The following is a 17,728-nucleotide window of genomic DNA, read 5'->3' as shown; positions in this document are numbered from 1 at the left end:
GGGCCTGAGTGCCGCCCCCACACGAGCTTCCGCGCCTGCACTGCCTTGCTGCATCGCTTTCGGTTCTGCCGCACGCTTTCTGCGCTGACGCACCCGCTGTGACGTGGCATAGCGGGTGCGTGAACGCGGAAGTGGTGCGGCAACGCAGACGCACCCGGTGGCGGGGGCATATCGGGTGCGTGGGCGCAGAAGTGGTGCGGTAAGGGAGGTCCGCGACCCGTGGTGCGTGGTGCGTGGTGCGTGGAGTGTGGTGCGTGGAGTGCGGTGCGGTGTGGTGCGGTGTGCGGAGTCTAGTGCCGGGGGCATCCAGCCGGAGGGGGAAAGAGACGGGCGCGGGGGCCGTCCACGTAGGGGCGGCGCGCCTCAGCCGACGCGGCGGAAAGGGGTGCGGCGGGACTGCTGGGTGCCGGTGCCGGGCCAGTTGCGCTTGCTGAGTTGTTTGTCGACGGCGGCGACGACCTCGGTGACGCCGATGCGGAGCAGGCCCGCGTCGGGTGTGTCGGCGTAGGGGTCGCCGAGTTGCCCGGCCCAGAGCACGGCGTGGCGGTTCAGCAGATGCGGGGGAGGCCCGGCCCAGCGCGGCGGTGTGGGGCCGAAGAGCAGGACGGTGCGGGTGCCGAACGCGGTGGCCAGGTGCGCGACCCCGGTGTCGCCGCAGACCACCAGGCTCGCCTCCGCGACGGTGGCGGCCAGTTCGGTCAGGTTTTGTTCCCCGGCGAGTACCCGGCCGATCGGTAGTCCGGCGCGCGCGGCGATGTTCAGCGCGATCTCCCGCTCGTATTCGTCGCCGGTGAGCACCACCTCCCGGCCCAGCACCAGCAGATGCCGGACGACGGCGGCGAACCGGTCGGGCGGCCAGCGCCGGGCGGGCGCGCCCGCGCCGACGTGCACCACCACGCAGTCCCGGTGGCTGGTGGTGGAGACCGGCGGCACCAGGCCCAGGTTGCGCCGGTCGGCCACGATCTCGTCGGATTCCAGCAGATGGCACCAGCGGTCCACCTGATGCATGTCCGGCTGCCACTCGGGGCCGGACAATTCCGGGAACGCCGGATTGCGATAGCTCAGGATGCGCCCCGGCTCGGTCTTCTCCAGCGCCACAATGCTTTCGGTGCTCGGCCCGTGCAGGTTCACGGCCAGCTGCGGTCCGGGTGCGTCCCAGCGCAGGGCGCCCGCGTCGGCGGTGGGCACCATCGTGTCGACGGAGGCGATCAGGTCGACGATGGGCTTGAGGCGAGGCGGCGCGGCGAGCACGATGCGGTCGTGTGGCCTGGCACGACGCAGCGCACGAAGCGCCGGGACCGCGGTGAGCAGATCACCGAGCCCACGTGCCTGCAGCACGAGTACAACCGCCACCCTCTTCTCCTAGCCACCCGGGACCCACGAAAACGTGACCCACATCCGTTTCACCCCAGGAGAGTGCACCCGACGAGAGCCATTGAGAGATAACTACCCGACCCCCAGCGGCGATAAACCCCGGCGCGCCAGGCGTTACTTATCGCACCCGGTGCTGAGGACAACTAACCTCGTGACATGACCTCCCGGCTCAACCCGTACCTCAGTTTCGGCGACACGGCCCGCGCAGCTCTGGAGTTCTACCGCGACGTGTTCGGCGGCACCCTGACCATCAGCACCTTCGGCGATTTCAGTGACGCGGAGGCGCCCGGCGCCGAGCTGGTCATGCACGGCATCCTGGAGACCCCGAGTGGGTTCACCCTGATGGCCGCTGATACCCCGCCCGGCATGGAATACAAACCGGGAAGCAGCATTTCGATCAGCCTCAGCGGTTCCGACGCCGCGGAGTTGCGCGGCTACTGGGATCGGCTCGCGGCCGCGGGCACGGTCTCGGTGCCACTGGAGAAGCAGATGTGGGGCGACGAGTTCGGCCTGTGCCAGGACCGGTTCGGCACCGGCTGGATGGTCAATATCGTCGCCGACGCGGACGCCGCCGGTGCGCCGAGCGGAAACGGCGGGTAATTCGCGGTAGCGCGACGCCGCGGGTTCGGGGAGCAAATGTCCAGGGAACCTGTGTAGCAGGGCCTAACATCTGATCATGACGACAAACAGCGTGCTCGAGGGTCCTCTGCAGTCTCTTGCCCGCAGTGCGTGGCAAACAATTTTGGTCACCGGCATCCTTTCGGTGATCCTCGGCGTGATCATTCTCGTGTGGCCCGGCGTCACCCTGCTCGCCGCGGGTGTGCTGTTCGGCATCTATCTGGTGGTCAGCGGCTTCCTGCAGCTGATGGCCGCCTTCGGCGCGCCGACCGGCACCGGGATGCGGGTGCTGGCCTTCATCAGCGGCGTGCTGTCCATCGCGATCGGCGTGTTCTGCTTCCGCGACGAGCTGACTTCGATTCTGCTGCTTGCCATCTGGATCGGGATCGGCTGGTTGTTCCGGGGCGTCGCGGCGGTGATGATCGCGCTGTCCGAGCCGGACGTGCCGGGCCGCTGGTTGACCGTGTTCTTCGGCGTGCTCACCGTGATCGCGGGCATCGTGCTGATCGCATGGCCGTTGTCGTCGGTGGCCACGCTGGCCGTCGTGGTCGGCGTGTGGTTGATCGTGCTCGGCGTGATGGAAATGATCACGGCGTTCGGAGTCCGCAAGGACGCCAAGCGGCTTCAGCACTCCGGTATCTGAACCGGTCGGTTCTTTTCGTGGTCGCGGCCGCCGTGTCCCGCCGGGCACGGCGGCCGCACCGCGTTCACCTGCACTCTTTCCGCCGGGACCGCGCTCGTGTCAGAATGCAGGCGCAATAGACACCGAGGTCGGCATCGGGGTTGGTCGACATCGAAATGAACTGGAGGCACGAATGTTTCGTACTGCTGGGTTTGTCGGTGCGGTCGCCCTCGCGGGTGCGGTCGGTTTTCTGGCACCGGGCACGGCGCAGGCCGCGACCGGCACGGTGACCATCAACAACACCGCGCACGACAACCCGGTCGGCTGCATCAAGGCCGAGGACAACTTCTACACGACGCTGCAGATCTCCGTCGGCAACGCGACCGACCGGGCGATCAAGGCGTATGCGAGCGGCGACTGCTCGGGCGCGTCCTTCGGTGAGGTGCCGCCGGCGACGATCGGCTACCTGCCCAAGGGCGGCAGCGTTTTCGTCGAGTAAATGGCTCGGTCCGCTGCCGGCCGCGGTCGGCAGCGGACCTCCGCCCCACGATTCGAACCGTGACTACCCGATGTATCCGCCCGGCGTGGACCGCCGGTTCACGAATCGAACCGCAACTATCCGATGTATCCGCCCGGCGCGGACCCCCGCCTCACGATTCGAACAGCGACTGCCCGATGTATCCGCCCGGTGCGGCAACCCCCGGCGGAATGACGAACACCGCCGAACCCACGGGCGTCGTCCACACATTGAGCGCGTCGAACTCCGCGAGCCGCTGCTGCACCGGTAAGAACTGGGCGTCCACGTCGCGCTGGTAGGCGGCGAACAGCAGGCCCGAGTTCGAGATCTGCCCGGCCGCCGGGGCATCGTCGTAGTTGTAGCCGCGGCGCAGGAAACGTTCCCCGTCGTGGGTGTGATGCGCGCGGGCGATATGCGAGGACGGCGGGATGACCGGGATGCCGTTCGCGTCGACCGCGGCGAAATCCGGTTCGTCGAATTCGTCGGTGCCGGTGAGCGGAGCCCCGGTGGCGACCGTCCGGCCGACAGTGAGTTCCCTGCCCTCCTGGTCGATCTCATCCCAGGTGTCCAGCGTCATCGCGATGCGTCGCAGCACCAGCGAGGTGCCGCCCGCCAGCCAGGGTTGCCCGGCACCGTCGTCCCAGACCAGCCGATCGAAATCGGGAGTACCGGGCGCGATGTTCACCGTGCCGTCCACCTGACCCATCAGGTTGCGCGGGGTCCGGCCCGGGGCGGCGTCCCGGAATCCGCGCTGCACCCAGCGCACCCGCACCAGCGACGCGACACTGCGGCACAGCACGCGCACCGCGTGCGACACGGTCGTCGCCTCGTCCGCGCACACCTGCAACAGCAGATCGCCGTCGGACCACGCCGGATCGAGGCGGTCGATGGCGAACGGCGGCAGCGGACGCAACCAAGCCGGTCGGCGCTGCGGCACGCTCGCGAACACCGCCGGGCCCAGTCCGATGGTGACGGTGAGCCGGGACGGGCGTTGCGCGAGTTCGGGTTCGGTGTCAGCCAAGGCCGGGCGGCCCTGGGTCAGGCGGGCGGCGTCACCGGTCCAGATCTTCAGGATGCCGATGATGTCGTCACGGGTGACGCCCGCTTTCAAGTCGAAGGCGACGAACGTGGCGTGCGTCTGCGGTGCGGTCGCGATCCCCGCCTGATGCGGACCGTAGAACGGCTCGATCGCGGCGGGCGGTTGCTCGTCGCGAGCCACAGTGAGTGCGCCCCAGCCGAGCCCCGCCGCGCCCGCCGCGGCGGCACCGCCACCGAGCAGGCGACGGCGGTTCAGGCTCGGCCGCGCGCCGGTCCGCTCAGCCACCGTGCGTCGGGGCCTGCGCGCCGTCCGCGTGATCGGGTGCGTAGTTCTCCTGGTTGCCGGAGAAATCACGCACCTGCGCGGTGAACGTGGTGCTCGAGCCGTCCTCGAAGGTGAGGGTGACCGGGGTTTCGGCACCGGTGCGCAACGGGCCGGTGAGCCCCATGAACATGATGTGGTCACCACCCGGCCGCAGCTCGGTCTTCCCGTGCGCCGGAATCACGAAACCGCCCTGCTTCGGCCGCATCGTCTTCGTTCCGCTCGCGTCCGCCACCACCTCGTGCAATTCCACCCGGCTCGACGCCGGACTCGACGCCGACACCACCGTGCGCGGCTGGTCGCTCCCGTTGCTGAGCTGTCCGAACGCCGCCGACATCCCGCCGTCCGCGGCCTTCACCCACTGATCCGTGATCGTCACCGCCTCCGCCGCCTTCGCCTCGGCCTTCTCATTCGATGAACAAGCGACGAGCAGCAGCGGAACGGCGGCAGCCGCCGCCACACCACGCAGCAGGACAGTGGTACGGGAAACCGTTGTGGGGGTACGCATATGGAACTCCGATCGAGAAAAGGAATATGAACCAGCCGATATCGCCCGAGGGGGGCACGATGAACCGCGTTCGCAGCTCGCGAAATCGGTTGCGCCGCTGAGCGAGAACGCCGCACCCGACGCCGACCGGGCCGCGTGCAGTCAGGGCGAGACGCACACGTCGAGCCGCAGCAGTCGCACCCAGAGCCGCCGAGTCGACAGCCTTACCGAGCCGGCCGTCAGCGGGCCGTCGCCGTGGGCTGCGCCGTTGCTCGTCGAGCCGGTGGCGTTGCCGAGCTGGCCCTCACCGGGCTGCCGACGTGGGCCGCGCCGTTGCTGGTCGAGCAGGGTGGCGTTGCCGAGCCGGTTGGCCTTGGCCGCCTGTCTGCGTCGGCTGTGTCGGTAGCTCGTCGAGCCGGTGACGTTGCCGAACCGGTCACGTCGCTGTGCCGTAGGCACCGGCTGCCCGGGTGCGTTGGCCTGTGCCGATCGCTCGGTGAGCTGTCGGCGCAGGCCGTATCGGCGGTGTCACCCGATACGGCGTTGCCGCGCCGACGGAACTACCGAGCCGTCGCCGGGCTCACTGGCATGCGGGCTGCCGGCACGGGCTGTAGCTCGCTGAGCCAGTGACGTTGCCGAGCGATCGTGCTGCCGAGCCGGTGGCGTCGGCCGCCCGCCGGTCGTGCCGATAGCTCGCTGAGCCAGTGGCGCTGCTGAGGCTTTGCTGTGTCCGTCACCCCTTCCGAGTCAGCGGGTTCCCGAGTCGGCGGGGTGGCCGACCTGGTCACGTTGCCGTGCCCGGCGGCGCTGACGGCGTATGCCCGCGCCGCTGGCTCGGTGAGCTGTGGCGTGGCAGTGCCGCTGATGTCGCCTGATATGGCGTCGCCTGGCAGGCGGCGTTGCCCAGCCGACGGCGTTGCCGAGTCGGTTACGTTCGCCGAGCTGACAGCGTTGCCGAGTCGGTTACGTTTGCCGAGCCTCAGCGTTGCCGAGCCGGTTACGTTCGCCGAGCCTCAGCGTCGCCGAGCCGGTTACGTCTGCCGAGCTGACAGCGTTGCCGTGGGTGGCAGCGTTGCCGGGTAACGGCCCGGGTCTCACAGAGACGGTGTTGGCGGCGGTTGTCGTATGGCGAGTCCTGTTGTTCGGCAACGGGACTCGGGCGATACGGCGGCTGCGGGACTGCTGCGGTCAGGGGGTGGGCGGGGGTCCGCGGCGGCCGAAGCCGGAGCTGCGGAGTAGGCGGCGGGGTGTGGTGAGCGATCCGAGGGGGATCGCGTAGGCCGGTTCGAACGGGGGAGCCGGGGCGGTGTGGAGCACCCGCACGGCTTGGCTTGCGGCGGAAAGGGCTCGGACGACGGCGAGTTCGGCGCCGCGGATGAGCGCGGCACCCAGGGGGATGGCGGCGAGGTGTGCGCCGAGCATCACCGCTGACATGCCCGCGCTGTGCTGGTGTCCGGGTGCGGCGGTCAGGGCGAGGTGGCCGACCGCCTGCCCGATCGCCAGCAGCCCCATGATCTCGGCGACGCCATAACGGTTCCGTCGCACACCGACCAGCACACCGACCCCGGTGCACGCGGCGATCAGCAAAACGAGGGGAGACTGCGTGGCCGACACGGTGCCACCACCGACCGCATGGGCCGCGATACTCACCGCCCCCGACGCGGAGCCGACGAACGCACCGCGTACCCGCGCCATGCTCGCCACCGGATTCCGCACCGGCCCATCGTACGGGCCACCCTCACCCATCCTTCCGCCCGCTCCATGCCACTACGAACGATGCCCGACGGTCGTGCGTAGCTCCGAAGGGGCCCGTCTCGCAGGCCGCCCCGGCCTCCCGCCCCATTTCCCCGGATCTCCGCCCCCGTTCTCCCATGCGACCATGAATGCCTGACGTCTGCCGGGTGCGCGAAGTCTCGACGAGACGCTCGCATCGAGAGGTCAGGCGGGCGCGAATTCCACGGCTGCGCATCCGGCGGGCCACCTCAGCTGCCCTTTCGAACCCGCTCGGTCATGCGACGAATGCGTGGCGCCTGCCGGGCGCGCGAAGTCTGCATCGGTGCTCGTATGAGCTGGTCAACTGATCACCAGGTAATGGTGGCGGCATCGGCCGAGAGCCCTCCGCCACCATTACCTGGTGATCAACTGTCCAGCTCGCAGAGCGCGTGTCGGCGCACGCTTCAGGGGCACCTCGGGACTGAGCATCGGGGATAGGGGCCTCGCGTGGCGCCGCCGCCCAACGGTGTCACCTGGGTGGGACTGGGCGGGTCACTCTCCCTCGCGCCGCTGGGCGCGGACGCATGCGTCTCGGCGAATCTGCCTGCGCTGTGGTGTTCGCCGGGACTCGACATGCGGCGAGGCGCGTGGGCTCAGAGGGGTCGGAATCCGGAACCGATGCCGCCGGTGCGATCTATGTCCGCGAGCACCATGCCGATCTGGGTGGCGACGGCGACGTCATGCAGGGGGCCTGCGGCGGATTTGCACATCAGGTCGACGGCGGGGAGGTCGGTGGCGGGGATGCCGATGTGTCCGACGTTCATGCCGATGAGGCGGTCGCCGAGGGTGACCGGCCCGCCGGAGTCGCCGGGCTGCGAGCAGGACTGGTTCTGGAACCACCACCGGTGCGTATCCCAGACGACACCGCAGTTGTATCCAGTGGTCCGTCCGTGTTTGCACACCACGTCCCCGGGGCGTGGCGGTGCGCCGACGCCTCCGATCACGGTCGCGGCGACCTGTCTGCTCGGCCGCACCTTGGCGTGGTCGAATTCGACTACCGCATAGTCGTTCTGGTGGTCGACGGCGGCGACCGTGCCGACCACGCCCGCGTCCGGGCTCTGCTCGGCCCGCACGGACATGCCGAGCTCCGCGCAGTGCCCCGCGGTGAGCCCGACCAGCCGGTCCGCGCGGTCGTAGCCGATGGTGGTCAGGGTGCACGCGCCGCGCCCGAGCAGGATGCCCGAGCCGCCGCCGAGGCTGGTGCTCGGCTCGACCGCCGCCGCGACACCGTGCGCACCGGCGGCGCAGATCAGGGTGAGCGCGCCGACTGCGAGCTGTCTGCCGAACCGTCCCAGCGCAACCATGTCGCACCTTTCGTTCGCGGACACGCGTCAGGGCCACCCGGAATTCTCCCAGACCAGCCGGTCTGTGGCGCGGTCGATGACCGTTCCGTGACCAGATCTCGGTGCAAGCGCAATCAGGCGGCGAGGAACTCGGTCAGGTGGGCGAGCAGGGCTTCCGGCCGTTCTTCGGCGATGAAATGGCCGCATTCGGGAATGGCTGCGCCGGTGACGTTTTCGGCATACGCACGCCAGATCTCCAGGGCCGGTATCTCTTCGAGGAAGCTGGCGGCGCCCCACAGGGCGAGCACCGGCATGCGCAGGCGGTGGCCCGCGTCGGCATTGTCGTGCTCGGTGTCCAGTTCGGCCGCGCGGTAGTCGTCGAAACCCGCGCGCAACGCGCCGGGAGTGCTGAAGGCGCGGATGTATTCGTCGATGGCTTCGCCGGGGAGCCCGTGCCGATTGACCGTCCAGGTTTCGAAGAAGTACCGCAGATACCCGGAAATATCGTGCCCGACAAGACGTTCCGGCAGATCGGGTTGCAGATGAAAGAACCAGTGGAAGAAGCGCCGTCCCAGCGCGGCATCCATCCGCCGCCAGGTCTCTCTCGTCGGAATGATGTCGAGCACAGCGAGTTTCGTGATCTGATCGGGTCGATCGAGGGCCCAGCGGTGGGCTACCCGCGCGCCACGATCGTGGCCGACCACGGCGGCGGTATCGAAGCCGAGGGATTCGAGCAGCGCCGCGGCGTCGGCGGCCATCGTCCGTTTGTCGTAGCCGGTTGTCGGCTTGTCGGTGTGCCCGTAACCCCTTAGGTCCGGGGCGATTACGGTGTGCCGTTCGGTCAGGGCGGGCAATACGCGCCGCCAGCAGTAACCGGTTTGCGGCCAGCCGTGCAACAGCACCAGCGCCGAACCCGATCCCGCGCGCCGGTAGTGCATGTGGATGCCGTTCACGGTGGCGACCCCGCGGCTGATCTCGACCATAGGAGCATTCTCGGCCGGGTCGGGCAGGTCCGGCGGGGAATCGGGTCATCTGCCCGGCGGGTTCACAGCGTGATGGCCGCGCGCACGAGGTTGTGATCGGACAACCCGTCGACGTCCTCGACGGTCACCTCGTGCACCGTCGCGTCGCGCACCACGACGTGATCGATGTACTGCGATTTCGCGCCCGAGGAGCGGGGGCGGGTCGGCAGCGCGCCGGGGGAGAGGCCGGCGACGGTGAAGCCCGCGCCGAACTCCGTGGCGACGGTTTCGCGGTCGATGTTGTAGTCGCCGAGCAGCACCGCCGGGTATTCCGGTGTGCTGGAGGCCAATTCGGCCAAGCGGCGGAACTGGCCCGCGCGCCGCCGGTCGCCGGTCACGTGCGTCGCGATGACGAGCACGCCCGCGGCGGTGATCACCAGCGCGCCCTTGCCCGGGTCGTCGGCGAAGGATTCGGCCGCGATCTCCCGGCTGGGTCCCGCGACGATCAGCACCAGGTGTTCACTCGGATCGCGCAGCTGGCTGGCGTGCCTGCGCGCCGTGGGCAGGCGTTGATACTGCATGGAATGCACTGTGCGGTCGGGCAATCCGGCCCGCAGACTGATCAACTGGTCCCCGCTGACCTCCTGCAGCGCGATCAGCTGTTCGGAGCGGGCCGCGATACGCTCGGTGACCGCGTCGATGCGCGCCGCCTCGTCCGGCCATCTGCTGGAGACGTCCTCGTACCAGTTCTCGGCATGAATGCGATGCAGGACATTCCAGGTGGCAACGGTGATCACATGTCGCGATGCTAGGCGACGCGCGCCCACCCCCGCCCGGCGGAGCGGCGTCTCGCGTCGCCGGACGCGCGAGGCGGCGATCTTCGTGACCCGACGGCAACCTGCTGATGCGCTGGTGAGCGCTGCCGTGCCGGTATAGAAGGAGGTCGGTGATCCCCACATTGCAGTCCCCACCACGAAATGGAGACCGAATGCGCACCATCTGTCTCGGCCGGATTCTCCCGGCTGCGATTGTTCTGGCGGCGACGACCGTGCTGGTCGGTCATGCACCGAGTTCCGCGGCCGAGCCCGGCAGCGGCGATGTGGTCCGGTTGTCTTTCGACAGTAGATCTCCCGATGCCGAGGACGAGGACCTGCGCTGCATGAATCTCGACTCGGACACCACCGCTTCCGCGGCCTCGTGTGAGCCCGCTGCCACTGCGTCACGGCAGCGTTGGGAGTGGAAGATCGTCGCCGACGGCTTCGTTCAGTTGAAGAACGTTGCGACCGGGTTGTGCTTGGACAGCGGCGGGGAGAGCGGAATCGTCTATGGATTCTCCTGCAGCGCCGACAGCGCGAACCAGCGGTTCCGCTACAACCTGAGGGGCACCGCGACCCGCCTGATGAGCGGGGACAGCAGGTATGCCTGCCCGGACATCGTTTTCGGGGATGACAAGGTGCGAATGACCTCAGAGAACCGGAGGTGCCTGAACGACGGCGGCCTCTGGCAAGTAGCGGTCCTCGGCTGACCGAGGGATCGGCGCGACTCGTCCGGCGCAGCAGCGACGAGTCGCGGCCGCCTCCCATCGAGCACCTCACAGGAATCAACCTATGCAGATATAGCGATCTATGCATATGATGTGGTTATGAGCAGCAACGGACGAGCAGCCGGGCACGACCACAAAAGCGCAGGGATAGGGGAACGATCGGAGCTGATCTTCGCGATCGCCTCCGGTATCACCTACGCCGCGGGCATGACCGCGAAATACCTGGTATCCGCACCCGAGTGGGTGGCCATCGTGCTGTTCGCCGCCACCTATTTCTTCGGCGGCTTCTTCACGATCCGCACCGCGATCGCGACGGTGCGGCGCGGCCGGTTCGAGGTCGATTTCCTGATGCTGGTCGCGGCGGTGGGCGCGGCTATGGTCGGCAAGTGGGCCGAGGGTTCGGTGCTGTTGTTCCTGTTCAGCCTCGGGCACGCGCTCGAGGAGTACGCGATGGGCCGGGCGCAGCGGTCGATCGAGGCGCTGGCCGAACTCGCGCCGGGCAGCGCGCTGGTGCGCGGTCCGGACGGTGCGGTGCGTGAGGTGCCGGTCGACGAGCTGGCGATCGGCGATGTGGTTGTGGTGCTGCCGAATTCGCGGCTCGCCGCGGACGGTGTCGTGGTTGCGGGTGTGAGCAGTGTCGACGAATCCTCCGTCACCGGCGAGAGCATTCCGGTGGAGAAGGCGCTGGTCGCCGATGCGCAGGCCGCGCTGTCGAGTAGCACTCCTGTACCGGAAACGCATCGGGTGTTCGCGGGCACGATGAACGGCGCGGGCGCGATGGACGTCCTGGTGACCAGCCGGGCCGCCGACAGCATGCTGGCCCGGGTCATCACGATGGTGCGTGAGGCCGATACCCAGAAATCGCCGACCCAGCGGTTCATCGACCGGTTCCAGGTGTTCTATGTGCCGGTGGTGCTGGCCGGCGTGCTCGGCGTCCTGGCGTTCGGTGTGTTCGTCAATACCGAGCCGTTCGCGGACAGCTTCTACCGGGCGATGGTGGTGCTGGTCGCGGCGAGCCCGTGCGCGCTGGCGATCGCCACCCCGAGCGCGGTGCTGGCCGGGATCGCGCGGGCCGCGCAGGCGGGCGTGCTGGCCAAGGGCGGCGGCCCGCTCGAGACGCTGGGCCGGGTGCGTTCGATGGCGTTCGACAAGACCGGCACGCTCACTTGGGGCCGGCCCCGGGTCACCGATATCGTCCCGGTGCGCGCCGAATTGCGTGACGAGCTGATCACCACGCTGTTCGCCGTGGAGTCCTACAGCGATCACCCGCTGGCGGGCGCGATCACCCGTGACCTCGCGCTGTTGGTGCCCGCCGGCGCCGAACGCACTGCGTCGGAGGTGAATTCGGTGACCGGCCGGGGTGTGACCGCGCTGGTGGACGGTCGTGCCACCGAGGTCGGCAACCGCACCATGTTCACCGAACTCGATCCCGCGGGTCTGCCCGCGGCGCTCGTCGAGATCGTGGACGACCTGCACGATCAGGGCCGTACCACCATGATCGTCCGGCACGCGGGCGCCTACCTGGGTGTCGTCGGTGTGATGGACAGCCCGCGCGCGGAGGCGGCGCCCGTGGTGGCCCGGCTGCGGGAACTCGGGATCGACAACATCGTCTTGATCTCCGGGGACAACCAGCGCGTCGCCGACGCGGTCGCCGCGGACATGGGTCTGGACGCCGCGCACGGCGGGTTGCTGCCCGAGGACAAGGTCACCATGGTCAAGCGGCTGGGCGGCCGCAACGGCACGGCGATGGTCGGCGACGGCGTCAACGACGCGCCCGCGATGGTGAACTCCTCGGTCGGCATCGCGATGGGGGCGAGCGGCTCGGCGGTCGCGCTGGAAACCGCGGATGTGGCGCTCATGGTCGACGATATCGGCAGGCTGCCGTTCGCGGTGGCGCTGAGCCGGCGGACTGCCGGGATCATCCGGCAGAACCTGGCCTTCTCCTTGCTGATCGTCGTCGCGCTGGTGCCCGCGACGCTCCTCGGGCTGCCCATCGGCCCCGCGGTTTTCATCCACGAAGGCTCGACCCTGCTGGTCGTCGCGAACGCGCTGCGCCTGCTGCGCTTCCGCCGTGGCGCCGAGCACGAGGGCATCGAGCACGAGCCGCGGCCGGTCGCACAGCAGTAACGCGGACCTAGTGCGGATCGGAAGTTTGTTCGACGGGATCCCACCGGCGCACGAACGCGGTGAACGCGGTTCCGGTGCGGTCCCGTACGGCCGCGGCGATGATGTCCCACGGCGAGACGACCTCGAAGTCGAAATCCGCGGTGAGCATCAGCGTCGGCGGATCCCCGGCGGCGGGTTGCACCGGCCAGCTCCAGCGCGCGCCGGTGCGCCGGATGAGCAGTTCGCCCAGGTAGGTCGCTACGCCGGCGACGAACGGCCCGACCTCCGGTGCGTCCAGCGCGGCCAACTCGCCGAACCGGCGCAGCACCTCCGCCTCCAATGCGTTCAACGTGGTTCCGTCGCGGAAGTCCAGTTGGATATCGTCGGAAAGGTCGGCCCGCAACCACTCCAGCCGTCCCTCGGCCTCACCAGGCCAATCCCTGTATTGCAGGCGAGGATTCATGTCCGCAGCCTAAAACACCGCCCGGCTTCGCGCGTCGTGCCGAATCCGATCCGGCCGTGTCCCGCGCCCGGCCCGCACACGGAATCTCCACATTTGATGCGGCGGCTCTCCACAGGTGGTGGCTAGGGTTTGCGTGCATGGAGCAGAACGGAGCGGGTGGGGGACAGGTGCTGCGGCGGATCCTGGTGGTCGACGACGAGGTGACCATCGCGGAGTCCGTCGCGGCCCGGTTGCGCGCCGAGGGATTCACCGTGGACCTGGCGCACGACGGGCCGGGCGCGGTGGCCGCGGCCGCCGCGCTGGCCCCCGACCTCGTCGTGCTGGATGTGATGCTGCCCGGGTTCGACGGGCTCGAGGTCTGCCGCCGGATCCAGGCGGAGCGGCCGGTGCCGGTGCTGATGTTGACCGCGCGGACCGACGAGACCGACCAGCTGATCGGGCTCGGCGTCGGCGCCGACGACTATCTGACCAAACCGTTCTCGCTGCGGGTGCTCACCGCCCGGGTGCACGCATTGCTGCGCCGGGTGGAACGGGCCGCCGATCGGGACGGCACGGTGATCGCCGTCGGTGATCTCCGCATCGATATCGACCAGCGCCGGGTCTGGCGGGCCGAGGTCGAAGCCCAGCTGACGCCGCTCGAATTCGATCTGCTGGCCCGGCTGGCGCGCCGCCCGCGCGTGGTGCTGGCCCGCGAACGGCTGCTCGAGGAAGTGTGGGACTGGGCCGATGCCGCGGGAACTCGCGCGGTGGACAGTCATATCAAGGCGTTGCGGCGCAAGCTCGGCGCGGACCTGATCCGGACCGTGCACGGCGTCGGCTACGCCCTGGAGGCACGGTGAGCACGGACCCCGCCGATCCCGGGTCCGGGGGTGTGCTCGCGCGGCGACTGCGGCTCACCTCGGACTGGGTGGCGGACGTGCTGCCGCGCCCGTTGGACCCGGTGCGTTCGATCAAGGTGAAGCTGGCCATCCTCATGCTGTGCGCCGGCGGCATCGCGTTCGGGTTCTTCCGGTTCAAGATCGGCTGGCTGCCGCCGAGGACGACGGTCGCCGCGATGGTGATCGCGCTGGCCACCTCGCAGTTTCTCGCGCACGGCATCACCAGGCCGCTGCGGGAGATGACCGCGGCGGCCAAACGGATGGCGCAGGGCGACTACACCCGCCGGGTGCGGGCGAGTTCGCGCGACGAGGTCGGGCAGCTGGCCGAGGCGTTCAATCAGATGGCCGCCGATCTCGCGGCCGCCGACCAGCAGCGCCGCGACCTCATCGCGAACGTCTCGCACGAATTGCGTACGCCGATCACCGCGTTGAGCGCGGTGCTGGAAAACCTCGTCGACGGTGTCTCCGAACCGGATCCGAAGACCTTGCGCACCGCGCTCGCCCAGACCGAGCGACTGAGCCGGCTGGTGTCCGAACTGCTCGATCTGTCCAGCATCGAGGCCGGCGCGTTTCCGTTGGACCGCGAAAAGCTCGATGTGGCACCGCTGTTCGCCGAGGTGGTGGCCGAGGCCGAGGTCGCGGCGGCCGCGCTGGGCCGCGGCGTGTACTTCACCAGTCACGTGCAGCCCAGTGCCGCAACGGTGTTCGCGGACCGAGCCCGGCTGCACCAGGTGTTGCTCAATCTGCTCGACAACGCCGCCCGGCACGGTCCGGCCGGTGGTGAAGTGCGCGTCACCGCGCGCCGACTGCCCGGGGAACTCGTGATCGAGGTCGCCGACGACGGGCCGGGCATACCGCGTGCGGACCGTGCGCGCGTCTTCGACCGATTCACCCGCGGAGGTCGCTCCGACGGCGGCGGCACCGGCCTCGGCCTGGCCATCTCCCGCTGGGTGGTGGACCTGCACGGCGGCACCATCGCCGTCACCGATCCGGGCTCCCGGATCCGCGTGGTCTTGCCCGACTGATTCCTACTCCCACCGCACCCTGGGCCGCCATCCGGTCCCGGGGCGATCCCGCACACCCTCAGGAGGGTAGTCATGCACGAAAATGCCACCGGAGCAATGTCTTCGACGCTGTCCGGCACGCAGCAGGTCCACCACAAACTGCCGCGCTCCGCGCCGCGGCCGGCTGCGCAGTCGATGCGTATTCCACCGAAAATCCCACGCTGGCAACGGGTCACCCACCCACCCGGCGCACTGGCCGCCACACTGCTGATCGGCCTCGCCGGAGCCGTCCTGATCCCACTGGACCGCCCCGGCCTCGGCTGGCTCCTGGCCGCCGCCATCGCGGTCGGCGCGATCTACGCCGTCGACCGCAACGCCCGTAAAATACTCGCCGAATCCCCCGAACCACCTGTCGCAGCGCAGATCCCGAACCCAGCCGGAGAGGCGGTGACATCGAACCGCGGAGGGGACGGCTCGACGTCCGTGCCGCAACCCACTCCAACACCAACAGTCAGCAACGACGCGACAATCTGGGCCAACCCTGCAACCCGCGCTACTCCCGCCCCCGCCCCTGAGCCCCCGTCCGGCGATGTGCCCGCGGCGCAGGACGCCCCCGCGCACCACGACGTGCCCGCGTCCGGCGATCATGCCGCGGCCGCCGAAGACTCCGCGATTGGTGATGCTCTCGTGTCCGGCGATGACCGCGCGTCCGGTGATGTGCCCGCGGCTGAGGATGCCCCAGTCCGTGGGCCGGAGCCCCGGCTTGGCGACAGGGCTGCGCGGATGTTCTGGGTGGCAATGGTTTTGGTGTTGCCCGCGGTGGGGGTGTTCCGGGCTGCGGGGTGGTTGTTCGTGTGCTGTCTGGTGGGGGCGGGGGTGGCGGCGTCGCTGGCTGTGGTCGGCCGGAGGTCGGCGAATGGGGCTTGGTTCGATGTGTTCGCGGTGCCGCTGCTGGCGGTGCCGGGGGCGCAGTGGCTTTTCGCCGGGGTGGGGCGGATGCGGGCGGGGGCGGCGCGGCGGGAGTGGGGTGTCGCGCTGTCGGCGGTGGTCACGCTCGGGTTGCTGGCGGTGTTCGTGCCGCTGCTCGGCGGGGCCGACGCGACGTTCGCGGCCCTGTTCGACGCGGTGACGCCGCGGGTCGACGGCGGCCTGGCGTTCCAGTGGATCTTCCTGTTCACCGTGCTGGGTCTCGCCGCGGCCGGTGCGCTCTACCTGCTGGCTGCGCCACTGCTGCCTGCTTCGGAAAGTGCTGGGGGACTGCGGGTTCGGCAGCTGCGCCGGATCGAGTGGGTGTTGCCGGTGGGCGCGTTGACGGTGCTGTTCACGGTGTTCGTCATCGCGCAGTTCGTGGCGCTGTTCGGCGGCGACGACTATGTCCAGCGCACCGCCGGGCTGACCTACGCCGAGTACGCGCGGACCGGATTCTGGCAGCTGTCGGTGGTGAGCATCCTGACCTTGGCCGTGCTCCTGGTGGTGCTGCGGTGGGCTGATCAGGCGACGGCGGGCGACCGGATGTGGTTGCGGGCCTTGCTCAGTGCGGTGGCGGTGCTCTCGTTGATCATCGTCGCGTCGGCACTGGGCCGGATGTGGACCTATCAGCAGGCTTACGGGTTCACCGTGCTCCGGCTGCTGGTGGAGGTCTGCGAACTGTGGCTGGGCCTGGTCTATCTGCTGGTGCTCGCGGCCGTGCTCAGTCTGCGCCGAATGTGGTTGGTGCGCACCGTGCTCGGTAGCGCGATGGCGACCGTGCTGGCGCTGGCCGTGGTGAATCCGGAACGACTGATCGCCGACCAGAACATCGATCGCTGGCAGCAGGGTAAGCCGTTCGACGTCGGCTATCTGACCGTGCTGTCGCCCGACAGTTTGCCCGCGATCGATCGCCTGCCGGAGCCGATGCGCACCCAGGTGCGCGAAAGTATCCACGAGCGAATGGATTCCGACTCGTGGAACAGCTGGAACCGGTCGCGCGCGACGGCACGCCGGTGAGTCAGTCCTCGTCGGGCAGCACCCGGCCGGACACGTGCTCCTGCGCGAGCCTGCGTAACGCGGAGAGCATCGTGTCGCCGAGAATCGTTCCGACGATGGCGGTTTCGGTCATGCGCTCGACCGTCGGCACGCCGCGGACGAGTTCGATGTCGATCGCGGCGACGGCTTCGGCGGCCGCGGCGTAGTCGTCCATTTTGGCGATCACGTCGGCGTGCCCGAGCTGGCGCAGCGCGGCGCACACATCGGTCAGGGTGTGGCGGGCGGGGTTCTCGTCGTCGACCGACCATTCGCGGCGGGCGAGCAGGTCGGCCACGTCGGCCTCGGCGGCGGTCTGCTGGTCGGCGCCGACCGGGGAGCGCCGGGCGCCGAGTGCGTACATGGCCTCGCCGAGGGCCTGGCGGGCGGTCAGGTCGCCGGTGTCGAGGACGGAGATCAGCTCGCCCGCCGCGCTGATCGAGATGCCGCCGATGTCGACGAGCGCGCGGATCAGGCGCAGCCGGTTGACGTGCTGGTCGCCGTATTCCACCTGGTTGTGGTGAGTGCGTAGGCCGGGTGGCAGTAGGCCTTCGCGCAGGTAGTACTTGATCGTCGCGGGCGGCACGCCACTCGTGCGACTGAGTTCGGCGATCCGCATGGGCGACTCCTGCTCGGTCGGGGCTATTGACAGTGGGAAGTACAGCTATCCATAATCACGCTAGATAGTACAACTATCGATAGCAGTACTCCGCACTGTCTGTCTGCCTGGCTCGTCG

Annotated in this window: 18 protein-coding genes; 8 read left to right on the top strand and 10 right to left on the bottom strand. The window is 69.2% G+C overall.

Going from position 1 to position 17,728, the window contains the following annotated elements:
- Nucleotides 1-363 precede the first annotated feature (363 nt).
- Nucleotides 364-1,353 (bottom strand): glycosyltransferase family 9 protein, encoded by a 990-nt coding sequence (locus TY25_RS31500; RefSeq protein WP_042262233.1) that lies wholly within the window; start codon nt 1,351-1,353, stop codon nt 364-366.
- A 177-nt stretch (nt 1,354-1,530) separates the two neighbouring features.
- Here TY25_RS31500 and TY25_RS31495 point away from each other — a divergent pair, with 177 nt between their 5' ends.
- The 3 genes from TY25_RS31495 to TY25_RS31485 all read left to right on the top strand — a co-directional run bounded on the left by TY25_RS31495 (nt 1,531) and on the right by TY25_RS31485 (nt 3,113).
- Nucleotides 1,531-1,974, top strand: a complete 444-nt coding sequence (locus TY25_RS31495) for a VOC family protein (protein ID WP_042262231.1) — start codon at nt 1,531-1,533, stop codon at nt 1,972-1,974.
- Nucleotides 1,975-2,050: 76 nt separating this feature from the next.
- Nucleotides 2,051-2,635, top strand: a complete 585-nt coding sequence (locus TY25_RS31490) for an HdeD family acid-resistance protein (RefSeq protein WP_042262229.1) — start codon at nt 2,051-2,053, stop codon at nt 2,633-2,635.
- A gap of 172 nt (nt 2,636-2,807) precedes the next feature.
- Entirely contained in the window at nt 2,808-3,113 is a 306-nt protein-coding gene (locus TY25_RS31485; protein ID WP_042262227.1) for a hypothetical protein, read from the top strand.
- 151 nt (nt 3,114-3,264) lie between these two features.
- On the opposite strand, the gene TY25_RS31480 is transcribed toward TY25_RS31485, so the two are convergent.
- From TY25_RS31480 to TY25_RS31450, 7 genes are all read right to left on the bottom strand, one after another.
- Nucleotides 3,265-4,455 carry a Dyp-type peroxidase gene (locus tag TY25_RS31480; protein WP_042262225.1) on the bottom strand — a complete coding sequence of 397 codons (1,191 nt, stop codon included), beginning with the start codon at nt 4,453-4,455 and terminating at the stop codon, nt 3,265-3,267.
- Nucleotides 4,448-4,999: a copper chaperone PCu(A)C gene (locus TY25_RS31475; RefSeq protein WP_042262223.1), complete on the bottom strand. Its 552-nt coding sequence runs from the start codon at nt 4,997-4,999 to the stop codon at nt 4,448-4,450. Before TY25_RS31475 ends, TY25_RS31480 begins: the two co-directional genes overlap by 8 nt.
- A gap of 141 nt (nt 5,000-5,140) precedes the next feature.
- Nucleotides 5,141-5,437, bottom strand: coding sequence for a hypothetical protein (locus TY25_RS31470; RefSeq protein ID WP_042262220.1), 297 nt, complete (start codon nt 5,435-5,437; stop codon nt 5,141-5,143).
- A gap of 729 nt (nt 5,438-6,166) precedes the next feature.
- Nucleotides 6,167-6,694 carry a hypothetical protein gene (locus tag TY25_RS31465; RefSeq protein WP_052383321.1) on the bottom strand — a complete coding sequence of 176 codons (528 nt, stop codon included), beginning with the start codon at nt 6,692-6,694 and terminating at the stop codon, nt 6,167-6,169.
- Between the two features lie 650 nt (nt 6,695-7,344).
- Nucleotides 7,345-8,055 (bottom strand): S1 family peptidase, encoded by a 711-nt coding sequence (locus TY25_RS31460; RefSeq protein ID WP_042262219.1) that lies wholly within the window; start codon nt 8,053-8,055, stop codon nt 7,345-7,347.
- Nucleotides 8,056-8,168: 113 nt separating this feature from the next.
- The gene (locus TY25_RS31455) at nt 8,169-9,017 is read right to left on the bottom strand and encodes an alpha/beta fold hydrolase (protein WP_042262217.1); all 849 of its coding nucleotides are present in this window, start codon (nt 9,015-9,017) and stop codon (nt 8,169-8,171) included.
- Nucleotides 9,018-9,079: 62 nt separating this feature from the next.
- Nucleotides 9,080-9,793: an endonuclease/exonuclease/phosphatase family protein gene (locus tag TY25_RS31450; RefSeq protein ID WP_042262216.1), complete on the bottom strand. Its 714-nt coding sequence runs from the start codon at nt 9,791-9,793 to the stop codon at nt 9,080-9,082.
- Nucleotides 9,794-9,984: 191 nt separating this feature from the next.
- Between TY25_RS31450 and TY25_RS31445 the strand changes: the two genes are divergently transcribed.
- Together TY25_RS31445 and TY25_RS31440 are read left to right on the top strand one after the other, a co-directional pair.
- Entirely contained in the window at nt 9,985-10,521 is a 537-nt protein-coding gene (locus TY25_RS31445) for an RICIN domain-containing protein (RefSeq protein WP_042262214.1), read from the top strand.
- A gap of 117 nt (nt 10,522-10,638) precedes the next feature.
- On the top strand, nt 10,639-12,666 hold the full coding sequence (locus tag TY25_RS31440; protein ID WP_052383319.1) for a heavy metal translocating P-type ATPase: 2,028 nt from the start codon (nt 10,639-10,641) through the stop codon (nt 12,664-12,666).
- A gap of 7 nt (nt 12,667-12,673) precedes the next feature.
- On the opposite strand, the gene TY25_RS31435 is transcribed toward TY25_RS31440, so the two are convergent.
- Nucleotides 12,674-13,108, bottom strand: a complete 435-nt coding sequence (locus TY25_RS31435; RefSeq protein WP_042262210.1) for a hypothetical protein — start codon at nt 13,106-13,108, stop codon at nt 12,674-12,676.
- 137 nt (nt 13,109-13,245) lie between these two features.
- Between TY25_RS31435 and TY25_RS31430 the strand changes: the two genes are divergently transcribed.
- The 3 genes from TY25_RS31430 to TY25_RS44275 all read left to right on the top strand — a co-directional run bounded on the left by TY25_RS31430 (nt 13,246) and on the right by TY25_RS44275 (nt 16,976).
- Nucleotides 13,246-13,947 (top strand): response regulator, encoded by a 702-nt coding sequence (locus tag TY25_RS31430; protein ID WP_088606755.1) that lies wholly within the window; start codon nt 13,246-13,248, stop codon nt 13,945-13,947.
- Between the two features lie 134 nt (nt 13,948-14,081).
- Nucleotides 14,082-15,011: a HAMP domain-containing sensor histidine kinase gene (locus TY25_RS31425; protein ID WP_370466255.1), complete on the top strand. Its 930-nt coding sequence runs from the start codon at nt 14,082-14,084 to the stop codon at nt 15,009-15,011.
- Between the two features lie 72 nt (nt 15,012-15,083).
- Nucleotides 15,084-16,976, top strand: a complete 1,893-nt coding sequence (locus TY25_RS44275; RefSeq protein ID WP_226887292.1) for a DUF4153 domain-containing protein — start codon at nt 15,084-15,086, stop codon at nt 16,974-16,976.
- Nucleotide 16,977: 1 nt separating this feature from the next.
- Here TY25_RS44275 and TY25_RS31415 read toward each other — a convergent pair whose 3' ends face one another.
- A complete protein-coding gene (locus tag TY25_RS31415; protein ID WP_042262208.1) occupies nt 16,978-17,610 on the bottom strand; it encodes a MerR family transcriptional regulator in 633 nt (210 codons plus the stop codon).
- Nucleotides 17,611-17,728: the final 118 nt, after the last annotated feature.

It is taken from the genome of Nocardia brasiliensis NBRC 14402, from assembly GCF_000308475.2.
GTDB classification, from domain to species: domain Bacteria; phylum Actinomycetota; class Actinomycetes; order Mycobacteriales; family Mycobacteriaceae; genus Nocardia; species Nocardia brasiliensis.
This window is presented reverse-complemented; position numbering and strand designations above follow the sequence as displayed.

Excerpts from the sequence above, each read along its gene's own strand:
- TY25_RS31495 (WP_042262231.1), top strand. The coding sequence starts at position 1,531 with ATGACCTCCCGGCTCAACCCGTACCTCAGTTTCGGCGACACGGCCCGC.
- TY25_RS31490 (WP_042262229.1), top strand. The coding sequence starts at position 2,051 with ATGACGACAAACAGCGTGCTCGAGGGTCCTCTGCAGTCTCTTGCCCGC.
- TY25_RS31485 (WP_042262227.1), top strand. The coding sequence starts at position 2,808 with ATGTTTCGTACTGCTGGGTTTGTCGGTGCGGTCGCCCTCGCGGGTGCG.
- TY25_RS31475 (WP_042262223.1), bottom strand. The coding sequence starts at position 4,999 with ATGCGTACCCCCACAACGGTTTCCCGTACCACTGTCCTGCTGCGTGGT.
- TY25_RS31460 (WP_042262219.1), bottom strand. The coding sequence starts at position 8,055 with ATGGTTGCGCTGGGACGGTTCGGCAGACAGCTCGCAGTCGGCGCGCTC.
- TY25_RS31455 (WP_042262217.1), bottom strand. The coding sequence starts at position 9,017 with ATGGTCGAGATCAGCCGCGGGGTCGCCACCGTGAACGGCATCCACATG.
- TY25_RS31445 (WP_042262214.1), top strand. The coding sequence starts at position 9,985 with ATGCGCACCATCTGTCTCGGCCGGATTCTCCCGGCTGCGATTGTTCTG.
- TY25_RS31440 (WP_052383319.1), top strand. The coding sequence starts at position 10,639 with ATGAGCAGCAACGGACGAGCAGCCGGGCACGACCACAAAAGCGCAGGG.
- TY25_RS31435 (WP_042262210.1), bottom strand. The coding sequence starts at position 13,108 with ATGAATCCTCGCCTGCAATACAGGGATTGGCCTGGTGAGGCCGAGGGA.
- TY25_RS31430 (WP_088606755.1), top strand. The coding sequence starts at position 13,246 with ATGGAGCAGAACGGAGCGGGTGGGGGACAGGTGCTGCGGCGGATCCTG.
- TY25_RS31425 (WP_370466255.1), top strand. The coding sequence starts at position 14,082 with ATGCTGTGCGCCGGCGGCATCGCGTTCGGGTTCTTCCGGTTCAAGATC.
- TY25_RS44275 (WP_226887292.1), top strand. The coding sequence starts at position 15,084 with ATGCACGAAAATGCCACCGGAGCAATGTCTTCGACGCTGTCCGGCACG.
- TY25_RS31415 (WP_042262208.1), bottom strand. The coding sequence starts at position 17,610 with ATGCGGATCGCCGAACTCAGTCGCACGAGTGGCGTGCCGCCCGCGACG.